Source organism: Streptomyces griseicoloratus, assembly GCF_014534645.1.
GTDB lineage: Bacteria > Actinomycetota > Actinomycetes > Streptomycetales > Streptomycetaceae > Streptomyces > Streptomyces griseicoloratus.
In genome coordinates this window covers 12,993-30,072 of record NZ_JACVQF010000190.1, presented here as the reverse complement: position 1 = coordinate 30,072, position 17,080 = coordinate 12,993, and the positions used below count along the sequence as shown (strand labels likewise).

14 protein-coding genes are annotated in these 17,080 nt (G+C 70.9%); 2 read left to right on the top strand and 12 right to left on the bottom strand.

Annotated elements, in window-relative coordinates:
- Positions 1-119: 119 nt before the first annotated feature.
- The gene (locus H0H10_RS16185; protein WP_188181667.1) at positions 120-683 is read left to right on the top strand and encodes a GPR1/FUN34/YaaH family transporter; all 564 of its coding nucleotides are present in this window, start codon (positions 120-122) and stop codon (positions 681-683) included.
- Positions 684-855: 172 nt separating this feature from the next.
- On the opposite strand, the gene glmS is transcribed toward H0H10_RS16185, so the two are convergent.
- The 3 genes from glmS to H0H10_RS16170 all read right to left on the bottom strand — a co-directional run bounded on the left by glmS (position 856) and on the right by H0H10_RS16170 (position 3,943).
- Positions 856-2,673, bottom strand: a complete 1,818-nt coding sequence (gene glmS, locus H0H10_RS16180) for a glutamine--fructose-6-phosphate transaminase (isomerizing) (protein ID WP_188181666.1) — start codon at positions 2,671-2,673, stop codon at positions 856-858.
- 30 nt (positions 2,674-2,703) lie between these two features.
- Entirely contained in the window at positions 2,704-2,961 is a 258-nt protein-coding gene (locus tag H0H10_RS16175; RefSeq protein ID WP_188181665.1) for a hypothetical protein, read from the bottom strand.
- A gap of 100 nt (positions 2,962-3,061) precedes the next feature.
- On the bottom strand, positions 3,062-3,943 hold the full coding sequence (locus H0H10_RS16170) for a DUF4429 domain-containing protein (protein ID WP_188181664.1): 882 nt from the start codon (positions 3,941-3,943) through the stop codon (positions 3,062-3,064).
- Positions 3,944-4,094: 151 nt separating this feature from the next.
- Between H0H10_RS16170 and H0H10_RS16165 the strand changes: the two genes are divergently transcribed.
- Positions 4,095-5,669 carry a beta-N-acetylhexosaminidase gene (locus tag H0H10_RS16165; protein WP_188181663.1) on the top strand — a complete coding sequence of 525 codons (1,575 nt, stop codon included), beginning with the start codon at positions 4,095-4,097 and terminating at the stop codon, positions 5,667-5,669.
- A 73-nt stretch (positions 5,670-5,742) separates the two neighbouring features.
- Here H0H10_RS16165 and H0H10_RS16160 read toward each other — a convergent pair whose 3' ends face one another.
- From H0H10_RS16160 to H0H10_RS16120, 9 genes are all read right to left on the bottom strand, one after another.
- Complete coding sequence (locus tag H0H10_RS16160) at positions 5,743-7,512, bottom strand: IucA/IucC family protein (protein WP_188181662.1); 1,770 nt, start codon at positions 7,510-7,512, stop codon at positions 5,743-5,745.
- Positions 7,509-8,039: a GNAT family N-acetyltransferase gene (locus H0H10_RS16155; protein ID WP_188181661.1), complete on the bottom strand. Its 531-nt coding sequence runs from the start codon at positions 8,037-8,039 to the stop codon at positions 7,509-7,511. The genes H0H10_RS16160 and H0H10_RS16155 overlap by 4 nt, the downstream gene beginning before the upstream one ends.
- Entirely contained in the window at positions 8,036-9,316 is a 1,281-nt protein-coding gene (locus H0H10_RS16150; protein WP_188181660.1) for a lysine N(6)-hydroxylase/L-ornithine N(5)-oxygenase family protein, read from the bottom strand. Before H0H10_RS16150 ends, H0H10_RS16155 begins: the two co-directional genes overlap by 4 nt.
- On the bottom strand, positions 9,300-10,742 hold the full coding sequence (gene desA / locus H0H10_RS16145) for a lysine decarboxylase DesA (RefSeq protein ID WP_188181659.1): 1,443 nt from the start codon (positions 10,740-10,742) through the stop codon (positions 9,300-9,302). The genes H0H10_RS16150 and desA overlap by 17 nt, the downstream gene beginning before the upstream one ends.
- 167 nt (positions 10,743-10,909) lie before the next feature.
- Positions 10,910-11,773, bottom strand: a complete 864-nt coding sequence (locus H0H10_RS16140) for a siderophore-interacting protein (protein ID WP_188181658.1) — start codon at positions 11,771-11,773, stop codon at positions 10,910-10,912.
- A 31-nt stretch (positions 11,774-11,804) separates the two neighbouring features.
- A complete protein-coding gene (locus H0H10_RS16135; RefSeq protein WP_188181657.1) occupies positions 11,805-12,851 on the bottom strand; it encodes an ABC transporter substrate-binding protein in 1,047 nt (348 codons plus the stop codon).
- Between the two features lie 120 nt (positions 12,852-12,971).
- Positions 12,972-14,132 (bottom strand): acyl-CoA dehydrogenase family protein, encoded by a 1,161-nt coding sequence (locus tag H0H10_RS16130; RefSeq protein ID WP_188181656.1) that lies wholly within the window; start codon positions 14,130-14,132, stop codon positions 12,972-12,974.
- 5 nt (positions 14,133-14,137) lie between these two features.
- The gene (locus H0H10_RS16125) at positions 14,138-15,082 is read right to left on the bottom strand and encodes a hydroxymethylglutaryl-CoA lyase (RefSeq protein WP_188181655.1); all 945 of its coding nucleotides are present in this window, start codon (positions 15,080-15,082) and stop codon (positions 14,138-14,140) included.
- Positions 15,079-17,055, bottom strand: a complete 1,977-nt coding sequence (locus tag H0H10_RS16120; protein WP_188181827.1) for an acetyl/propionyl/methylcrotonyl-CoA carboxylase subunit alpha — start codon at positions 17,053-17,055, stop codon at positions 15,079-15,081. Before H0H10_RS16120 ends, H0H10_RS16125 begins: the two co-directional genes overlap by 4 nt.
- Positions 17,056-17,080: the final 25 nt, after the last annotated feature.

The window sequence follows — 17,080 nt, the reverse complement described above, 5'->3', positions numbered from 1 at the left end:
CCAGGCGGTCAACTCCCTTGCGAAAGACCCGAATCTACTGACGCGTAGAGGTGTTTGTGCCCTTGTGAAGGGCATAAAGGGGTCACCGCGCAACCGCACCTGCATGAAGGGAGCCCGCCGTGGACAACGACGTCTCTGCGGGAAGCACCACCACGATCGTCGGCCGACTCGCCCTCGGCATCACCCTGCTGGCCTTCGGCCTCGGCTCGACCGGAGCGATCGACGGCGTGACGGCGGCGGACGCCGTGACCGTCGCCCAGTACGTGGGCGGGATCACGCTCTTCCTCGCCGGTCTGCTGGCACTGCGCGACCGTGACGCCGGTACCGGTACGGCCTTCGCCGCGCTCGGCGCGCTGTGGTTCACCTGGGCCGTCTCGGCCGACAACCAGGTCTCGGCCAACGCCGCGGGGCTCTTCCTGCTCCTGTTCGCCCTCGTCGCCCTCTCGCTGACCTTCGCGGGCGGCGACCTGCTCGCTCAGGGCACCCACGGGCTGCTCTCCGTGTCCCTGCTGCTCCTCGCCATCGCCCGCTTCGCGGACGGCGAGGCGCTGGCCGAGGCGGGCGGCTGGTTCGCGGTCGCCGCGGGGGCGGTCGCCTGGTACGCGGCGACCGCGGCACTCGCCCACTGGCCGACGGCACTGCCGAGGCGCGCTGCGGGCCGGGGAGTGACGGCCACCGGTTAGCTGCGCAGGCTGGGGGTTGGGCAGCCCCCGGCATGGGGACGGCCCCCCACGTGATGGTGGCACACGTGGGGGGCCGTTCTGTTTCCTGCGCCCGTGCGGGTGCGTTGTGGTTGTTCGCGCCCACGCGGCGGAGCCGCATGTCGATACAGCCCCGCGCCCCTTTCGGGGCGCTTTACTCCACCGTCACCGACTTGGCGAGGTTCCTCGGCTTGTCGATGTCGCGGCCCAGGGCCAGGGCCGTGTGGTAGGCGAGGAGTTGGAGGGGGATGCCCATGAGGATCGGGTCCAGTTCGTCCTCGTTCTTCGGGACGACGATCGTGTGGTCGGCCTTCTCCTGCTCCTGGTGGGCGACGGCGAGGATCTGGCCGCTGCGGGCCTTGATCTCCTCCATGGCCGCGCGGTTCTTCTCCAGCAGGTCGTCGTCCGGCACGATCGCGACCGTCGGCAGGGCGGGCTCGATCAGGGCCAGCGGGCCGTGCTTGAGCTCGGAGGCCGGGTACGCCTCGGCGTGGATGTAGGAGACCTCCTTGAGCTTGAGGGAGGCCTCGCGGGCCACCGGGTAGCCCCGGACGCGGCCGATGAAGAGCATCGAGCGGGCCTCGGCGTACTGCGCGGCCAGCTGCTTGATGTCCTCCTCCTGCTTCAGCATCTCCTCGATCTGCGCCGGCAGCTTGCGCAGCCCCTCGATGATCCGCTTGCCGTCCCGCACGGACAGGTCGCGGGTGCGGCCCAGGTGCAGGGCGAGCAGCGCGAAGGCGACGCAGGTGTTGGTGAAGCACTTGGTGGACACGACGCACACCTCGGGGCCGGCGTGCACGTACATGCCGCCGTCGGCCTCGCGGGCGATCGCCGAGCCGACGACGTTGACGACGCCGAGCACCCGGGCGCCCTTGCGCTTGAGTTCCTGCACGGCGGCCAGGACGTCGTACGTCTCACCGGACTGGGAGACGGCGATGTACAGGGTGTCGGGGTCGACGACCGCGTTGCGGTAGCGGAACTCGGAGGCGGGCTCGGCGTCCGCGGGGATGCGGGCCAGCTCCTCGATCATCTGGGCGCCGATCATGCCCGCGTGGTACGAGGTGCCGCAGCCGAGGATCTTCACGCGGCGCACGGCGCGCGCGTCGCGGGCGTCCAGGTTCAGGCCGCCGAGGTGCACGGTGGAGAAGCGGTCGTCGATCCGGCCGCGCAGCACGCGGTCCACGGCCTCGGCCTGCTCGTGGATCTCCTTGTGCATGTAGGTGTCGTGGCCGCCCATGTCGTAGGAGGCGGCCTCCCACTCCACGGTGGTGGGCTCGGCGGTGGTCCGGGTGCCCTCGGTGGTGTAGGTGCGGAAGTCGTCGGCCTTGAGGGTGGCCATCTCGCCGTCGTCGAGGGTGACTATCTGGCGGGTGTGGGCGACCAGGGCGGCGATGTCCGAGGCGACGAACATCTCCTTCTCGCCGATGCCGAGGACGACGGGGGAGCCGTTGCGGGCGACCACGATGCGCTCGGGGAAGTCGGCGTGCATGACCGCGATGCCGTACGTGCCCTCGATCACCCGGAGGGTCTCGCGGACCTTGTCCTCCAGCTTCTCGGCCGTCGAGCGGGCGATGAGGTGGACGAGGACCTCGGTGTCGGTCTCGGAGAGGAACTCGACGCCGTCCGCCTCCAGCTTGCGGCGCAGGTCGGCGGCGTTGTCGATGATGCCGTTGTGGACGACGGCGACCTTGTTGTCGGCCGACATGTGCGGGTGGGCGTTCACGTCGGACGGAGCGCCGTGGGTGGCCCAGCGGGTGTGGGCGATGCCGGTGGTGCCCTTGAAGCGCGCCGGGACCTTGGCCTCCAGGTCGCGCACCCGGCCCTTGGCCTTGACCATCTTCAGGCCGGCCGCCTTCGGGGACGTGACGACGATGCCCGCCGAGTCGTAGCCGCGGTACTCCAGCCGCTGGAGGCCCTCCAGCAGCAGGGGCGCGACGTCACGCTTGCCGATGTATCCGACGATTCCGCACATATATACGTATTCCTCGTGTTCTTCGGCTTCTCAGCCGTAGACGATGCGGCGCAGCTGGCGGAGCGTCAGCTCCGGCGGTGCCACCGCGCGGTACTTCAGTTCCGCCTCGATCCGCTCGAAGATCGTCGCGTTCACCAGGCCCTGCGCCTGCAGTTCGCGGTGGCGGCGACGGACGTACTCCTCGGTCGTCTCGTCGAAGTAGGCGAGCACGTCCTGGATCACGCGCAGCGCCTCGCCCCGGTTGAGGGGCGTGGACCGCGTCAGATGATCAACAAGTTCGTCGTGCACCCGGTAGATCCTGGGGTAAGGGCGAGGGTTTCGCAAGAATCCTGCCCGATTTCGGGCAGGCTGCTTGTGGGGGGTCTGGGCCGGCGGTGTGCCGGAAGACCTACATTCGCTTCAGCACCGCCTGCTTGGCCAGGGTGAACTCCTCGTCCGTCAGCACCCCGGAACGGTGCAGTTCGCCCAGCTCCCGCAGCCGCCGCAGCAGCGCGTCGTGGTCGTCCTCGGCGGCGGGCGCGGCGGCGGGCGCCTCGTCGGCGGGCCGCGCCTCCTCCAGGGCGGCCCGCCGGGCCGGATGCGGCAGCCGGGCCTGCACGGCGGCGGCGACCAGGGCCATCAGCGGGTCCTTCTTGAAGCCCCACAGCTCCACGGCGTTGGGGTCGTGCTTCGGCGGCGCCTTGGTCGGCGCCTTGCTCACGGTGAACCGGAGGTGCCCGTTCTCCAGGCCGACCGCCGGCTGCCACTCGACGGCCGCGATGTCGGCCAGGGCCAGGGTGCGGGCGCCGGCGGAGGCCTTGCCCTCGTCCGTCTTCCAGTTCCACTCCAGGCGGACCTGCTCGCCGTCGAAGCTCGCGGTGCCGTCCCCGGCGGAGACGGACAGCGGCACGGACGGGCCCGGCAGAAGGTAGGCGTCCACCGGGCCGGACGGCACCTGGTCCAGGAGCAGGGCGCCCCGCACCTCGTCCGCGAAGTACTCGGCGACCCCGTACCGGTCGGACTCCACGATCAGCTGGTACGGGTCGTGCGGCTCCGCCAGCCGTCCGCCGGTCGCCTGCAGCAGCGGGTCGGCGCCCTCCCGCAGGCGCAGCCGCAGCCGCCCCGCCTTCTTGCCCTGTTCGAAGGATATGCCCGCCAACGCCCCCAGCGGCACGGTGAGTTCACCCACGGTCCTGCGGAGCAGGCTGACGCTCTTGTCCCGGCCGGGAGTCAGACGCAGGGCATCGCCGTCGAAGGTCCACGTGCCGTCCTTCTGGATGATTTCCGCCATGAGGGGATTGTTCCATCGCTTCTGCGGGAGCGGGTTCTGCGAGAGGGTGGTGCCCACGGGTGGTCTATACCCGTCGGGGCTCCCCGTGCGGGGCCCCGGAGTTGAGCTGAAGGGAGCGCATGTGAGACGGCACCGCAGAACGACTCCCCGCATGACCCGCCTGCTCGGTTCGCTGCTGCTCGTGGCGGCGGCCGGCGCCTTCACCGCCGGCGCGGCACCGGCACACGGCACCACCGCCCCGACACCGCTGGACCGGGTGATACCGGCACCCGCCTCGGTCGAGCCGGGCGGCTCTCCGTACCGCCTCACCCCCGGCACCCGGATCCGGGTCGACGACTCGGGCGGCAGCCGCCGCGTCGGCGAGTACCTCGCGGACATCCTGCGGCCCTCCACCGGCTACCGGCTGCCCGTCACCTCCCACGGCGACGGCGGCATCCGGCTGCGCCTCGCCCAGGGCCCCTACGGCGACGAGGGCTACCGCCTCGACAGCGGACGCGACGGCGTCACCATCACCGCGCGCAAGGCGGCCGGCCTGTTCCACGGCGTCCAGACCCTGCGTCAGCTGCTGCCGGCCGCCGTCGAGAAGGACTCCGTCCAGCCCGGCCCGTGGCTGGTCGCGGGCGGCACCATCGAGGACACCCCACGCTACGAGTGGCGCGGCGCCATGCTGGACGTCTCCCGGCACTTCTTCTCCGTCGGCGAGGTCAAGCGCTACATCGACCAGCTCGCCCTCTACAAGATCAACAAACTGCATCTGCACCTCAGCGACGACCAGGGCTGGCGCATCGCCATCGACTCCTGGCCGCGCCTGGCGACCTACGGCGGCTCCACCGAGGTCGGCGGCGGTCCCGGCGGCTTCTACACGAAGGCCGACTACAAGGAGATCGTCCGCTACGCCGCCTCCCGCCACCTGGAGGTGGTCCCCGAGATCGACATGCCGGGCCACACCAACGCGGCCCTCGCCTCCTACGCAGAGCTGAACTGCGACGGCGTGGCACGCCCGCTCTACACCGGCACCGACGTCGGCTTCAGCTCGCTGTGCGTGGGCAAGGAGGTCACCTACGACTTCGTCGACGACGTCGTGCGCGAGCTGGCCGCCCTCACCCCGGGCCGCTACTTCCACATCGGCGGCGACGAGGCGCACTCCACCAGCCACGCCGACTACGTGAAGTTCATGGACCGCGTGCAGCCGGTCGTCGCGAAGTACGGCAAGACGGTCATCGGCTGGCACCAGCTCACCGGCGCCACCCCCGCCAAGGGGGCGCTCGCCCAGTACTGGGGCCTGGACCGCACCAGCGCCGAGGAGAAGGCCCAGGTCGCGAAGGCTGCGCAGAACGGGACCGGACTGATCCTGTCCCCGGCCGACCGGACCTACCTCGACATGAAGTACACCAAGGACACGCCGCTGGGACTGTCCTGGGCGGGGTACGTGGAGGTGCAGCGGTCCTACGACTGGGACCCGGGCGCCTATCTGCCGGACGCGCCCGCCTCGGCGGTCCGGGGCGTCGAGGCGCCGCTGTGGACGGAGACCCTGTCGGAGTCCGCGCACCTCGACCAGATGGCCTTCCCGCGCCTGCCGGGCGTGGCCGAGCTGGGCTGGTCGCCGGCGTCGACGCACGACTGGGACGGCTACAAGGTGCGGCTCGCGGCGCAGGCGCCCCGCTGGGACGCGCTGGGCACCGGGTACTACCGGTCGCCGCAGGTGCCCTGGCCGGCCCAGGGGTAGAAAAGAGGGCGAGAAAACCGGCGGGCACCCCGGAGGACCGTACTCCGGGGTGCCCGCACGTCTTGGGCGGGGCCTACAGGCCCGCGATGGGGTTGTTCAGGTTCCCGACGAGCTGGAGCGCGCCGGACGGGTCCGCCAGGTCCACCATCTGCCTGTTGTCGCGCAGCTGGAGCCGGTTCAGGCAGGACAGCGCGAACTCGGGCGCGAACATGTCGTACTGGGCGAACTTGTCCGCCAGCTCCGGCACCGACTCCTGGTACTCGCGGGTGACCTCCGCGACCGTGCGCCAGAAGGTCTCCTCCTCCAGGATCCCCTCGGTGGCGAGGTTCGCGGCGAGGAAGCGGAAGAAGCAGTCGAAGACGTCCGTGAAGATCGACAGGAGCTTCTTGTCCTCGGGGACCTCCACGGCGATGCGGGAGACCTCCGGCGGCAGCACCGCGTCCGGGTCCATCACCGCGATCTCCTCGGCGATGTCCTTGTAGATCGCCCGCTGCACGACCCCGTCCTTCAGCACGAGGATCACGTTCTCGCCGTGCGGCATGTAGACCAGGTCGTAGGCGTAGAAGCTGTGCAGCAGCGGGGTGAAGTACGCGCGCAGGTAGTGCCGCAGCCACTCGGCCGGCGCGAGCCCCGAGCGCTCGATCAGCGCGCCCGCGAAGGACGCGCCCTCGTGGTCCACGTGGAGCAGCGAGGCCATGGTGGCGAGCGACTCGCCGTCCTGGAGGGAGGGGACGGGGCTCTCCCGCCACAGGGCCGCCAGCATCTTGCGGTAGGGCGAGTAGCGGTCGGTGGCCTGCTCGTACTCCAGGTGCCGGTAGCCGACGGCCGCCCGCTCCCGGATGATCGTCAGGCCCGTCGCCTTCAGCACCGGGTCGCCGTCGATGAGCTGGGCGAGCCAGTCGTTGATCGCCGGGGTGGCCTCCATGTAGGCGGCCGACAGCCCGCGCATGAAGCCCATGTTGAGGACGGACAGGGCCGTCTTCACGTAGTGCTTCTCGGGGTGGGAGGTGTTGAAGAAGGTCCGGATGGACTGCTGGGCCAGGTACTCGTCGTCGCCCTCGCCCAGGCACACCAGATGGCCCCGGGCCACCTCGGCGGCGAAGGTGACGGTGAGCTTGTTCCACCACTGCCAGGGGTGCACCGGGATCAGCAGGTAGTCGGCCGGGTCCAGGCCCTTCTCGCGCAGCACGGCGTGGAAGCGGTCCACCGTCTCCGTGCCCAGCTCCTGCCGTACGAAGGACTCGTACTCGATGCCGGCGCCCGCCGTGAACGCCGCCCGGGAGCGGTGCGCGGCCAGCCACACCAGGCGGACGGGGCTCGCGGTCTCGGGGGCGTACGACAGGTACTCGTGGACGCCGAAGCCGAGCCGCCCGTTGTTCGCGACGAAGCAGGGGTGGCCCTCGGTCATGCCGGTCTCGACGGCCTGGAAGCCGCTCGCGGCCAGCTCGGCCGAGGTGACCTGCGGCTTGGTGAGCTTGTAGCAGGTGCCGGAGAGGGTGGAGGAGATCTCCTCCAGGTAGACCGGCAGGATCTCGTCGCTCAGGCCCAGCGACTGCTTCAGCTCGATGAAGAAGTCCAGGGCGGCGAGCGGGAGTTCGGTGCCGTCGCGGTGGCGGGTGATCGAGCCGGCGTCCACCTGCCAGTGGTCCAGGGCGCGGACGGTGGCGGTGAAGCGGTAGGCGGTCTGGCCGTCGTCGCTGCGGACGACGTACCCGCCGCCGTCCCGTTCCGGCGTGATCAGCCGCTCGTGCGTGAACTCGGCGAGCGCCTTGCGGACCAGCAGCCGGTTGGCCTGCTCCCAGCGCTCGGGGGACAGGTGGGCCACGGCGTCGGCGAGGCTCATGCGGACACCCCCGTCGCGGCCATGAACTGCTCGCGGGTGCAGAAGCTGAGCAGTGCCCGCTTCTCCGGCTTGTCGATCTCGCGCTCGGGCACGAAGCCGACGGCCTCGTTCAGGGCGTGCACGGCCTTGTTGCGGACGTCCGGCTCGACGACCACCCGGGCGGTCGCCGGGTCCTCGAAGAGGTACGTCATGACGGCGGTGATCACCGACTTGGTGAAGCCGTGCACCGGCCTGTCCGTGGGCGGCGTGAGGAAGTGCATGCCCACGTCTCCGGGCCGGGCCTCGTACAGGCCGGCCAGTTCGCGGTGGGCGGGGTCGTACTTCTCCATCAGGAAGGCGGGCTCGCCGTCCTTCAGGCCGAGCAGGGCGTGGTGGTGCTCGTCGGCGGCTATCTCCATGTACGCGCGCTCGACGTCCTCCAGCTTCGCGTCCTGCATCATCCAGAAGGCGGCCTTGGGGTGGGTGACCCAGGTGTGCAGGAGCTCGGCGTCCTTCAGCGGGTCGAGGGGGCGGAACGTGAAGGTCATACGGAGAACTCCTGGAACGCGATCGTCTTCTCGACCGGGTAGTACTCGCGGCCGAGCAGCTCCCGGATGATGTAGCTGTTGCGGTAGGCGCCCATACCCAGGTCGGGGCTGGTGATGCTGTGCGTGTGGACGCCGGCGTTCTGGAGGAAGACGCCTTGGCCGGTGACGTCGATGGCGTAGTTGCGGCCGACGTCGAAGCTTCCGTGGGAGTCGTAGACCAGGCGGTCGCGGACCGGCTTCAGGAACTCCGGTTCGGCGTACTTGTAGCCGGTGGCGAGGATCAGGCCCTCCGAGGCCAGCTCGAAGTCCTTGCCCTGCTCCTCCTGGCGGAAGCCGAGCGTGTACGTCCCGTCGGCGTACCGGGCGCTGGTCAGCGCCGAGTTGGTGAGCAGCCGGGTGGGGACGGGGCCGCCGAGTCTCTTCTGGTAGAGCAGGTCGAAGATCTCGTTGATCAGGTCGCCGTCGATGCCCTTGAACAGGCCCTTCTGCTCGGCCGTGAGGCGGTAGCGGGTGGCCTCCGGCAGCGCGTGGTAGTAGTCCACGTACTCCGGGGAGGTCATCTCCAGGGTCAGCTTGGTGTATTCGAGCGGGAAGAAGCGCGGGGAGCGCGTCACCCAGTTCAGCTGGTAGCCGTGGACGTCGATCTCGCTGAGCAGGTCGTAGTAGATCTCGGCCGCGGACTGGCCGCTGCCGACCAGGGTGATCGACTTCTTCCTCTGGAGCTCCGCCTTGTGCTGGACGTAGCGGGAGTTGTGGATGAAGTCCCCGGCCAGGCCCCGGCAGGCGTCGGGGACGTGGGGCGGGGTGCCGGTGCCGAGGACGAGCCGGCGGGCGCGGTAGGTCTCGCCGGCTGTGGTCGCCACGGCGTAGAGCCCGGACTCGTCGTCGTACGTCACTTCCGTGACCGTCGTGCCGAAGCGGACGCTGCCGAGCTTGTTCGCGGCCCAGCGGCAGTAGTCGTCGTACTCGACGCGCAGCGGGTAGAAGTTCTCGCGGATGTAGAACGAGTACAGCCGCCCCTTCTCCTTCAGGTAGTTGAGAAAGGAGTACGGGGACGTGGGATCGGCGAGGGTGACCAGGTCCGACATGAACGGGGTCTGGAGGTGGGCGCCGTCCAGGAACATGCCGGCGTGCCACTCGAAGTCCGGCTTGGACTCCAGGAAGACGCCGTTCAGCCCGTCGATGGGCTCGGTGAGGCAGGCGAGGCCCAGGTTGAAGGGGCCGAGGCCGATCCCGACGAAGTCGTGGGTCGCTGCGGCTTCAGGAAGCGCGGTCAAGGGACTCTCCCAGGTACTGCTCGGCGTGGCCGGCGATCAGATCGAGGACGGCGGCGATGTCGGCCGTGGTCGTCTCGGGGTTGAGCAGGGTGAACTTGAGGTAGTGGCGGCCGGACACCTTGGTGCCCGCGACCACCGCGTCGCCGGAGGCGAACAGGGCCTTGCGGGCGTACAGGTTGGCGCGGTCGATCTCGGCGGGGTCGGTGACGGACGCCGGGACGTAGCGGAAGACCAGGGTGGACAGGGCCGGCTCGACGACGACGTCGAAGCGGGGGTCGGCGGCGAGCAGCGCCCAGCCCTCGGCCGCGAGGTCGCACACCTCGTCGAAGAGCTGCCCGATGCCGTCGGCGCCCATCACGCGCAGCGTCATCCACAGCTTGAGCGCGTCGAAGCGGCGGGTGGTCTGGAGGGACTTGTCCACCTGGTTGGGAATGCGTTCCTGCACCATGCGGCGCGGGTTGAGGTACTCCGCGTGGTAGGTGGCGTGGCGCAGTGTGGCCGCGTCCTTGACCAGCACGGCCGATGAACTCACCGGCTGGAAGAAGGACTTGTGGTAGTCGACGGTGACCGAGTCCGCCAGCTCGATGCCGGCCAGCCGGTCCCGGTACTTCAGGGAGGCGAGCAGTCCGCAGCCGTAGGCGGCGTCCACGTGCATCCACACGCCGTACTGGGCGCACAGCTCCGCGATCTCCGGCAGGGGGTCGATGGAGCCGAAGTCGGTGGTGCCGGCGGTGGCGACGACGGCCATGGGGACGAGGCCGTCCTCGGCGCAGCGGGCCAGCTCGCGGGCGAGCGCGACGGTCTGCATCCGCTTGTCGTGGCCGACGGGGATCGAGACCACGGCGTCCTGGCCGAGGCCGAGCAGTTTCGCGGACTTCTGCACGCTGAAGTGGCTGACCTCGGAGGCGAAGATCCGCAGCTTGCCGAGGCCGTCGGTCTTGGCCTCCTCGCGGGCCAGCAGCAGCGCCTGGAGGTTGGACTGGGTGCCGCCGGAGGTGAACACGCCGTCGGCGGCGGGGCCGAGGCCGATGCGGGCGGTCGTCCAGTCGATCAGTTTGCGCTCGATGAGGGTGCCGCCGGCCGACTGGTCCCAGGTGTCCAGGGAGGAGTTGACGGCGGACAGGACGGCCTCGCCGAGCACGGCCGGGATCACGACCGGGCAGTTGAGGTGGGCCAGGTAGCGGGGGTGGTGGAAGTAGACGGCGTCCCGGAGGTAGACGTCCTCCAGTTCGTCGAGGACCGCGGCCGTGTCGTGCAGCGGCTTGTCGAGGTCGATCGCGTCGATGCGGGGGGAGAGGGCGTCGACGGTGACACCCGTGAAGGGCCGGTCTGTGGTGGCGAGTTTGGCGGCCACCCGCTCGACTCCTTGGGTCACGGAGCGGCGGTACTGCTCCGCGGTGGTGTCGTTGAGCAGGTGCGAGCGCATGTGGGGGTCCTCCGGTGGGGACGGTCCGAGAGGGACGGGAGAGGACGGAGCCCGAGCTCCGACTTAGGTAAGCCTAACCTAATTAACTCCGCTGAAACGCAGGCCCGTGCGTGACTACCGTCACTAACGCGTCAACTACGCACCGCAGAGGGTGAGTTGTTGAAGCGTCAACCCTGCTCGCGCAGCTGTTCCTCCGTCAGGCCCTGCCGCCAGTAACCGACGAAGGTGACACGGCGGCGGTCGATCTCCCGCTCGCCCACGAAGTGCCGGCGCAGCTGCCTGACGCGTCCGGCCTCGCCCGCGATCCAGACGTACGGGTGCTCGGCGGACGGCAGCCGGGCGCCCTGCAGTGCGGTGAGGGCGGGATCGGCGGACGTCCCGTCGTCCTCCCGGACCAGCCAGGTGACCTCGGCGTCCGCCGCCGTCACCAGCTCCTGGACGTCCCCGGAGTGCGGCACCTCCAGCCAGACCCGGGCGCGGGTGCCGGCCGGCAGCGACTCGACGATGGCGCAGGCGGCCGGTACGGCGGTCTCGTCGCCCCAGATCACCACCAGGTCCGTGTCCTCGGGCGGCCGGAAGCGGATCGCCCGGTTGTCCGCCACGGCCGGGCCCAGCACCAGGACCCGGTCACCGGCGCCGGCCTCGGCGGCCCAGCGGGAGGCGGGGCCCGCCTGGACCGCGGCGCCCGGCCCGACGCCGTGCAGGACGAAGTCGATGTCGATCTCGGACGTGTCCCCATGCGCGTCCCGCCGCAGCTCCCGCAGCGTGTACGAGCGCATCACCGCCCGCACGTCGTCCGGGAGTTCCCGCCATGCGCGCCACCACTCCTCGCCCCGGTCGACCGGCACCGCCGGCTCCGACTGGCCGGGGTGCGGCAGGAACAGCGACAGGGACTGGTCGAGTCCGTCGGAACGGAAGTCGCTCAGGTCGGGCCCGGCGAAGGTGACCCGGGCCAGAGACGGGCCGAGCCGCCTCGTCCGTACGACCTGGAGGGAGAAGAAACGGAACGGGGCGGCCACGGCAGTCGTCACGGGGTGCTCCTGCGAGTCGGGACGGTGGGGGTCAGCTGACCTTCTTGGCGTTCTCGATCGCCTCGGCGAGGTTGGTGAGCAGCGGCGTGCACTTGTCGTAGGACAGGATCGGCTCGGGCGAGCGGGCGATGACCTGGCCGGCCTTGACCGCGGGCAGCTGCTTCCAGGTGCCCTCGGTGATGTCGGCGGGCTGGATGGTCGAGGCGCGGTCGTCCATGATGATGATGTCGGCCGGGTACTTGTCGACGTTCTCCCAGCTCAGGCTCTCGAACCAGCCGCCGGTCGCCTTCTTGGCCTCCTCCGAGGGCTCGACGAAGTTCACGCCGAGGGCCTTGAAGTACTCCAGGTCCACCGAGAGGTTGGTGCCGGAGACGTAGAAGAGCTCGGCGCTCGCCGACCCGGCCAGCACCTTGATCTCGGGCTTGGCCTTGGCGGCGGCGCGCAGCCGGGCCGCGGCCTTCTCGAACTCCGCCTTGGCGTCGGTGACCTTCTTGGCCTTCATGTCCGCGCCGAGCGACTCGGCCAGCTCCCACATGCGCTGCAGCGGCTGGGTCAGCTGGCGGTCGAAGACGGAGATCGCGACGCTCGGGGCCAGCTTGGCGATCTTGTCCTTGGACTCCTCCGGGACGGACCACAGGGTGCCGGCGGTGTCGAAGGTCGTGGAGACGAGCAGTTCGGGGGCGAGGGCGGCGTACTTCTCGACGTTGAGCTTGCCCCACTCGTTGCCGAGGACGGTGACCTTGCTGACGTCGATGTCGCCGGCCTGGACGTCGGGCTTGCCGTCCTTGGTGGTGGTCGGGCCGAACACGCCCTTGACCTGGACGCCGTAGTCCCACAGGGCGGCGGCGACACCGGTGAAGGCGACGATGTTCGCCGGGACCTTGTCCAGCTTCACGGTCGTGCCGCGGTCGTCCTTGAACGACCAGGGGCCGGACTTGGCGGCGGCCTCGCCCTCGCCCGAGCCACCGTTTTTCGCGTCGTCGTCCCCACAGGCCGCGAGCGCGGCCCCGAGGCCGATGGCGCCGCCCGCGGCGAGGATTCCACGGCGGGTCAGGTGGGTAGCTCGTGCGTTGGACATGGTGTGGCTGCTTTCGAACGGGGCGGAGCGCCCGCCGGACAATTCGAGGGTAGGTTAGCCTAACCTCAGATCTTGTCCAGAGGGTGGTGCCGCTCCACCCCGCCCTGACGGCCCGAAGCCTCAGCTCACCAGGCCCAACTCCCGTGCGATCAGCATCCGCTGGACCTCGCTCGTGCCCTCGCCGATCTCCAGGATCTTCGCGTCCCGCCACATACGGGCGACCGGATACTCGTTCATGAAGCCGTAGCCGCCGTGGATCTGGGTGGCGTCACGGGCGTTGTCCACCGCGACGGTCGACGAGTACAGCTTCGCCAGCGCCGCCTCCTTCTTGAACGGCTCGCCCGACACCAGGCGGGAGGCCGCGTCGCGCCAGGCGAGGCGCGCCGTGTGGGCCTTCATCTCCATGTCGGCGATCTTGAACTGGATCGCCTGGTTCGCGCCGATCGGCCGGCCGAAGGCGTGACGTTCCTTCGCGTACGCGACCGACTCGTCCACACAGCCCTGCGCCAGTCCGGTGGCCAGCGCGGCGATGGCGATCCGGCCCTCGTCGAGGATGCGCAGGAACTGGGCGTAGCCCCGGCCCTCCTCGCCCAGCAGGTTCGCCGCCGGGACCCGGACGTCGGAGAACGACAGCTCACGCGTGTCCGAGGCGTTCCAGCCGACCTTCGAGTACGGGGCTGCCACCGTGAAGCCCGGGGTGCCGGACGGCACGATGATCGCCGAGATCCGTGGACCCCCGTCCGGTTTGCGGCCCGTGACCGCCGTGACCGTCACCAGGCCCGTGATGTCCGTGCCCGAGTTGGTGATGAAGCACTTGGTGCCGTTGATCACCCACTCGTTCGTCGCCTCGTCCAGCCGGGCCGTCGTCCGCGTCGCGCCCGCGTCCGAGCCGCCGTCCGGCTCGGTCAGGCCGAAGGCGCCGAGGATCTCGCCGGAGCACAGACGCGGCAGCCAGGTCCGCTTCTGCTCCTCGGTGCCGAAGAGGTGGATCGGCATCGCGCCCAGCGAGACGCCCGCCTCCAGGGTGATGGCCACCGACGAGTCGACGCGGGCCAGTTCCTCCAGGGCGATGCCGAGGGCCAGGTAGTCGCCGCCCATCCCGCCGTACTCCTCCGGGAACGGCAGGCCGAACAGGCCCATGCGGCCCATCTCCCGGACGATCTCGTACGGGAACTCGTGACGCTCGTAGAAGTCGCCGATCTTGGGCGCCACGACGTCGTGGGCGAACTCCTCCACCGTGCGGCGGAGGTCCTCCAGTTCGGGGGAGAGCTTGTGGTCCATCGCTGTCACTGCTCCTTGTGGGAGACGTCGTGGGAGAGGGCCCGTACGGTGCGGGACGGGCTGGGCCGGCCCAGGTGGCCGGCCATCCATACGCTGGTGGCGACGAGGCGGTCGAGGTCGACGCCCGTGTCGATGCCGAGGCCGTGCAGCATCCACACGAGGTCCTCCGTGGCCAGGTTGCCGGTGGCGGACTTCGCGAACGGGCAGCCGCCCAGTCCGCCGGCCGAGGCGTCGACGGTGGTCACGCCGTGCTGGAGGGCGGCCAGGGTGTTGGCCAGCGCCTGACCGTAGGTGTCGTGGAAGTGCACGCCCAGCGAGGCCGTGGGGACGCCCTCGGCGTTCAGGGCGTCCAGGAGCGCGCGCACGTGGCCGGGGGTCGCCACGCCGATCGTGTCGCCCAGGCTCAGCTCGTCGCAGCCCAGGTCGAGCAGGGCCCGGCAGACCCGGACGACCTGGGGGACGGGCACCGCGCCCTCCCAGGGGTCGCCGAAGCACATCGAGAGATAGCCGCGGACGTGGACGCCCTCCGCCTTCGCACGGGCCACCACCGGCTCGAACATGGCCAGTGCCTCGTCCACCGTGCGGTTGAGGTTGGCCTTCGCGAACGACTCGGTGGCGCTGGCGAAGACGGCGACCCGGCGCGCGCCGAGCGCCAGGGCACGGTCGAGCCCGCGTTCGTTCGGCACGAGGACCGGCAGCGCCACCGGCAGGCCGGAGACCATCGGGAACAGCTGCTCCGCGTCGGCGAGCTGGGGCACCCACCGGGGGTGGACGAAGCTGGTCGCCTCGACGGTCGTCAGCCCCGCCCCGGCCAGGCGGCGGACGAACTCCGCCTTCACCTCGGTGGGGACGGTCCCCTTCTCGTTCTGCAGCCCGTCGCGCGCGCCGACCTCGTGGATGCGGACGCGGGCGGGCAGGCCCGGGGCCGGGACGGCCATGGGAAGCGTCATTTCTCCTCCTCCACCGGGGCCTCCTGCGCCGGTCCTTCCTTCGCCGGGCCTTCCTCCGTCGGAGTGATGACCGCCAGCACCTGGTCCATGGCGACCGTCGTGCCCGGCGCGACGTCCAGCTCGGCGACCGTGCCGGCGTGCGGGGCGGAGATGACGTGCTCCATCTTCATCGCCTCGACGACCAGCAGGCTCTGCCCGGCGGCCACCTCGTCGCCGACGGCGACCTTCACCACCGTCACCGTGCCGGGCATGGGCGCGGTCAGCGAGTCGGCGCCCGCGTGCGCGGCGCGGGTGAGGGAGGCGGCGACCGGGTCGTGGTCGCGCACGTGCCAGGCGTCGCCGTCGCGGCCGAGCCAGTCGCCGGCGCGGTGGAAGGTGTGCCGTACGCCGTCGAGCGTGACGGCGACCCGGTCGCCGGTGACGCTGTGGGTGCCGCGCGGGGTGTGTTCCACCGGATCGCCGAAGGCGCGCAGGGCGAAGGTGACGGGCCGGGGCTCGCCGCCCAGGCGCCAGCCGCTCGGCACCGAGAACGGATCCGTCCAGCCGTCCCCACGCGGGCGCAGCGCGTCCAGCCGTACGGCCGCCGCCGCCTCGTAGACCTCCTCCGGTACGTCCGTGGCGACGAGGCCCTCCACCTCCCGCTCCACCAGGCCGGTGTCGAGGTCGCCGGCCACCACCGCCGGGTGGGCGAGGAGCCGGCGCAGGAACCCGGCGTTGGTCTGCACGCCCAGCGTCACCGTCCCGGCCAGGGCCGCCCGGAGCCGGCGCAGGGCGGTGGCGCGGTCGGGGCCGTGGGCGATCACCTTGGACAGCATCGGGTCGTAGAGACTGCCGACCTCGGTGCCCTCGCTGAGCCCGGAGTCGGTGCGGATGCCGTCCCCCTGCGGCTCGTGGAGCCGCAGCACCGTGCCGCCCGACGGCAGGAAACCGCGGGCCGGGTCCTCGGCGCACAGACGGGCCTCGACCGCGTGACCGGTCAGCCGGACGTCCTCCTGCGCGAAGTCGAGCCGCTCGCCCGCCGCCACCCGCAGCTGCCACTCCACCAGGTCCACTCCGGTGACCAGCTCGGTGACCGGGTGCTCGACCTGGAGGCGGGTGTTCATCTCCATGAAGTAGTACGAGGACGGGTCGCCGCCGGGGACGATGAACTCCACCGTGCCCGCGCCCCGGTAACCGCAGGAACGGGCCGCCTGCACGGCCGCCTCGCCCATCGCGGCACGGGTGGCCTCGTCGAGGAGCACGCTCGGCGCCTCCTCGATGATCTTCTGGTGCCGGCGCTGGAGGGAGCACTCGCGCTCGCCCAGGTGCACGACGTTCCCGTGGCCGTCGGCCAGGACCTGGATCTCGATGTGCCGGGGCCGGTCGATCCACCGCTCCACCAGGAGGGTGTCGTCCCCGAAGGAGGCCCGGGCCTCGCGGCGCGCCGCGGCGATCTCGTCGGCGAGCAGGGCGGCGTCGCGGACCAGCCGCATGCCCTTGCCGCCACCGCCGGCGGACGGCTTCAGCAGCACCGGCATGCCGATCTCCCGGGCGGCCTCGGCGAGCTCGGCGTCCGTCAGCCCGCTGCCGCTGGAGCCGGGCACCACCGGCACCCCGGCCGCCCGCACGGTCTCCTTGGCGCGGATCTTGTCGCCCATGAGGGCGATGGCGTCCGCGGGCGGCCCGATGAAGGCCAGTCCCGCCGCCTCGCAGGCGCGCGCGAAGCCGGCGTTCTCCGCGAGGAAGCCGTATCCCGGGTGGACGGCCTGGGCGCCCGTCCGGGCGGCGGCCTCCAGCAGCCGCTCGGCGGACAGATAGCTCTGCACCGCCGGCGCCGGACCGATCCGTACCGCCTCGTCGGCCTCCCTCACGTGCCGGGCGTCCGCGTCGGCGTCGGAGAAGACCGCCACCGAGCGCACGCCCAGGGAGCGCAGCGTCCGGATGACACGGACGGCGATCTCGCCGCGGTTGGCGACGAGCACGGTGTCGAACATGTGTCCCACGTCTCCTGTATCTGCC

Bases quoted from the DNA above. Each gene is read 5' to 3' on its own strand.
- glmS (WP_188181666.1), bottom strand. From the start codon at position 2,673: ATGTGCGGAATCGTCGGATACATCGGCAAGCGTGACGTCGCGCCCCTG.
- H0H10_RS16170 (WP_188181664.1), bottom strand. From the start codon at position 3,943: ATGGCGGAAATCATCCAGAAGGACGGCACGTGGACCTTCGACGGCGAT.
- H0H10_RS16165 (WP_188181663.1), top strand. From the start codon at position 4,095: ATGACCCGCCTGCTCGGTTCGCTGCTGCTCGTGGCGGCGGCCGGCGCC.
- H0H10_RS16160 (WP_188181662.1), bottom strand. From the start codon at position 7,512: ATGAGCCTCGCCGACGCCGTGGCCCACCTGTCCCCCGAGCGCTGGGAG.
- H0H10_RS16155 (WP_188181661.1), bottom strand. From the start codon at position 8,039: ATGACCTTCACGTTCCGCCCCCTCGACCCGCTGAAGGACGCCGAGCTC.
- desA (WP_188181659.1), bottom strand. From the start codon at position 10,742: ATGCGCTCGCACCTGCTCAACGACACCACCGCGGAGCAGTACCGCCGC.
- H0H10_RS16135 (WP_188181657.1), bottom strand. From the start codon at position 12,851: ATGTCCAACGCACGAGCTACCCACCTGACCCGCCGTGGAATCCTCGCC.
- H0H10_RS16130 (WP_188181656.1), bottom strand. From the start codon at position 14,132: ATGGACCACAAGCTCTCCCCCGAACTGGAGGACCTCCGCCGCACGGTG.
- H0H10_RS16125 (WP_188181655.1), bottom strand. From the start codon at position 15,082: ATGACGCTTCCCATGGCCGTCCCGGCCCCGGGCCTGCCCGCCCGCGTC.
- H0H10_RS16120 (WP_188181827.1), bottom strand. From the start codon at position 17,055: ATGTTCGACACCGTGCTCGTCGCCAACCGCGGCGAGATCGCCGTCCGT.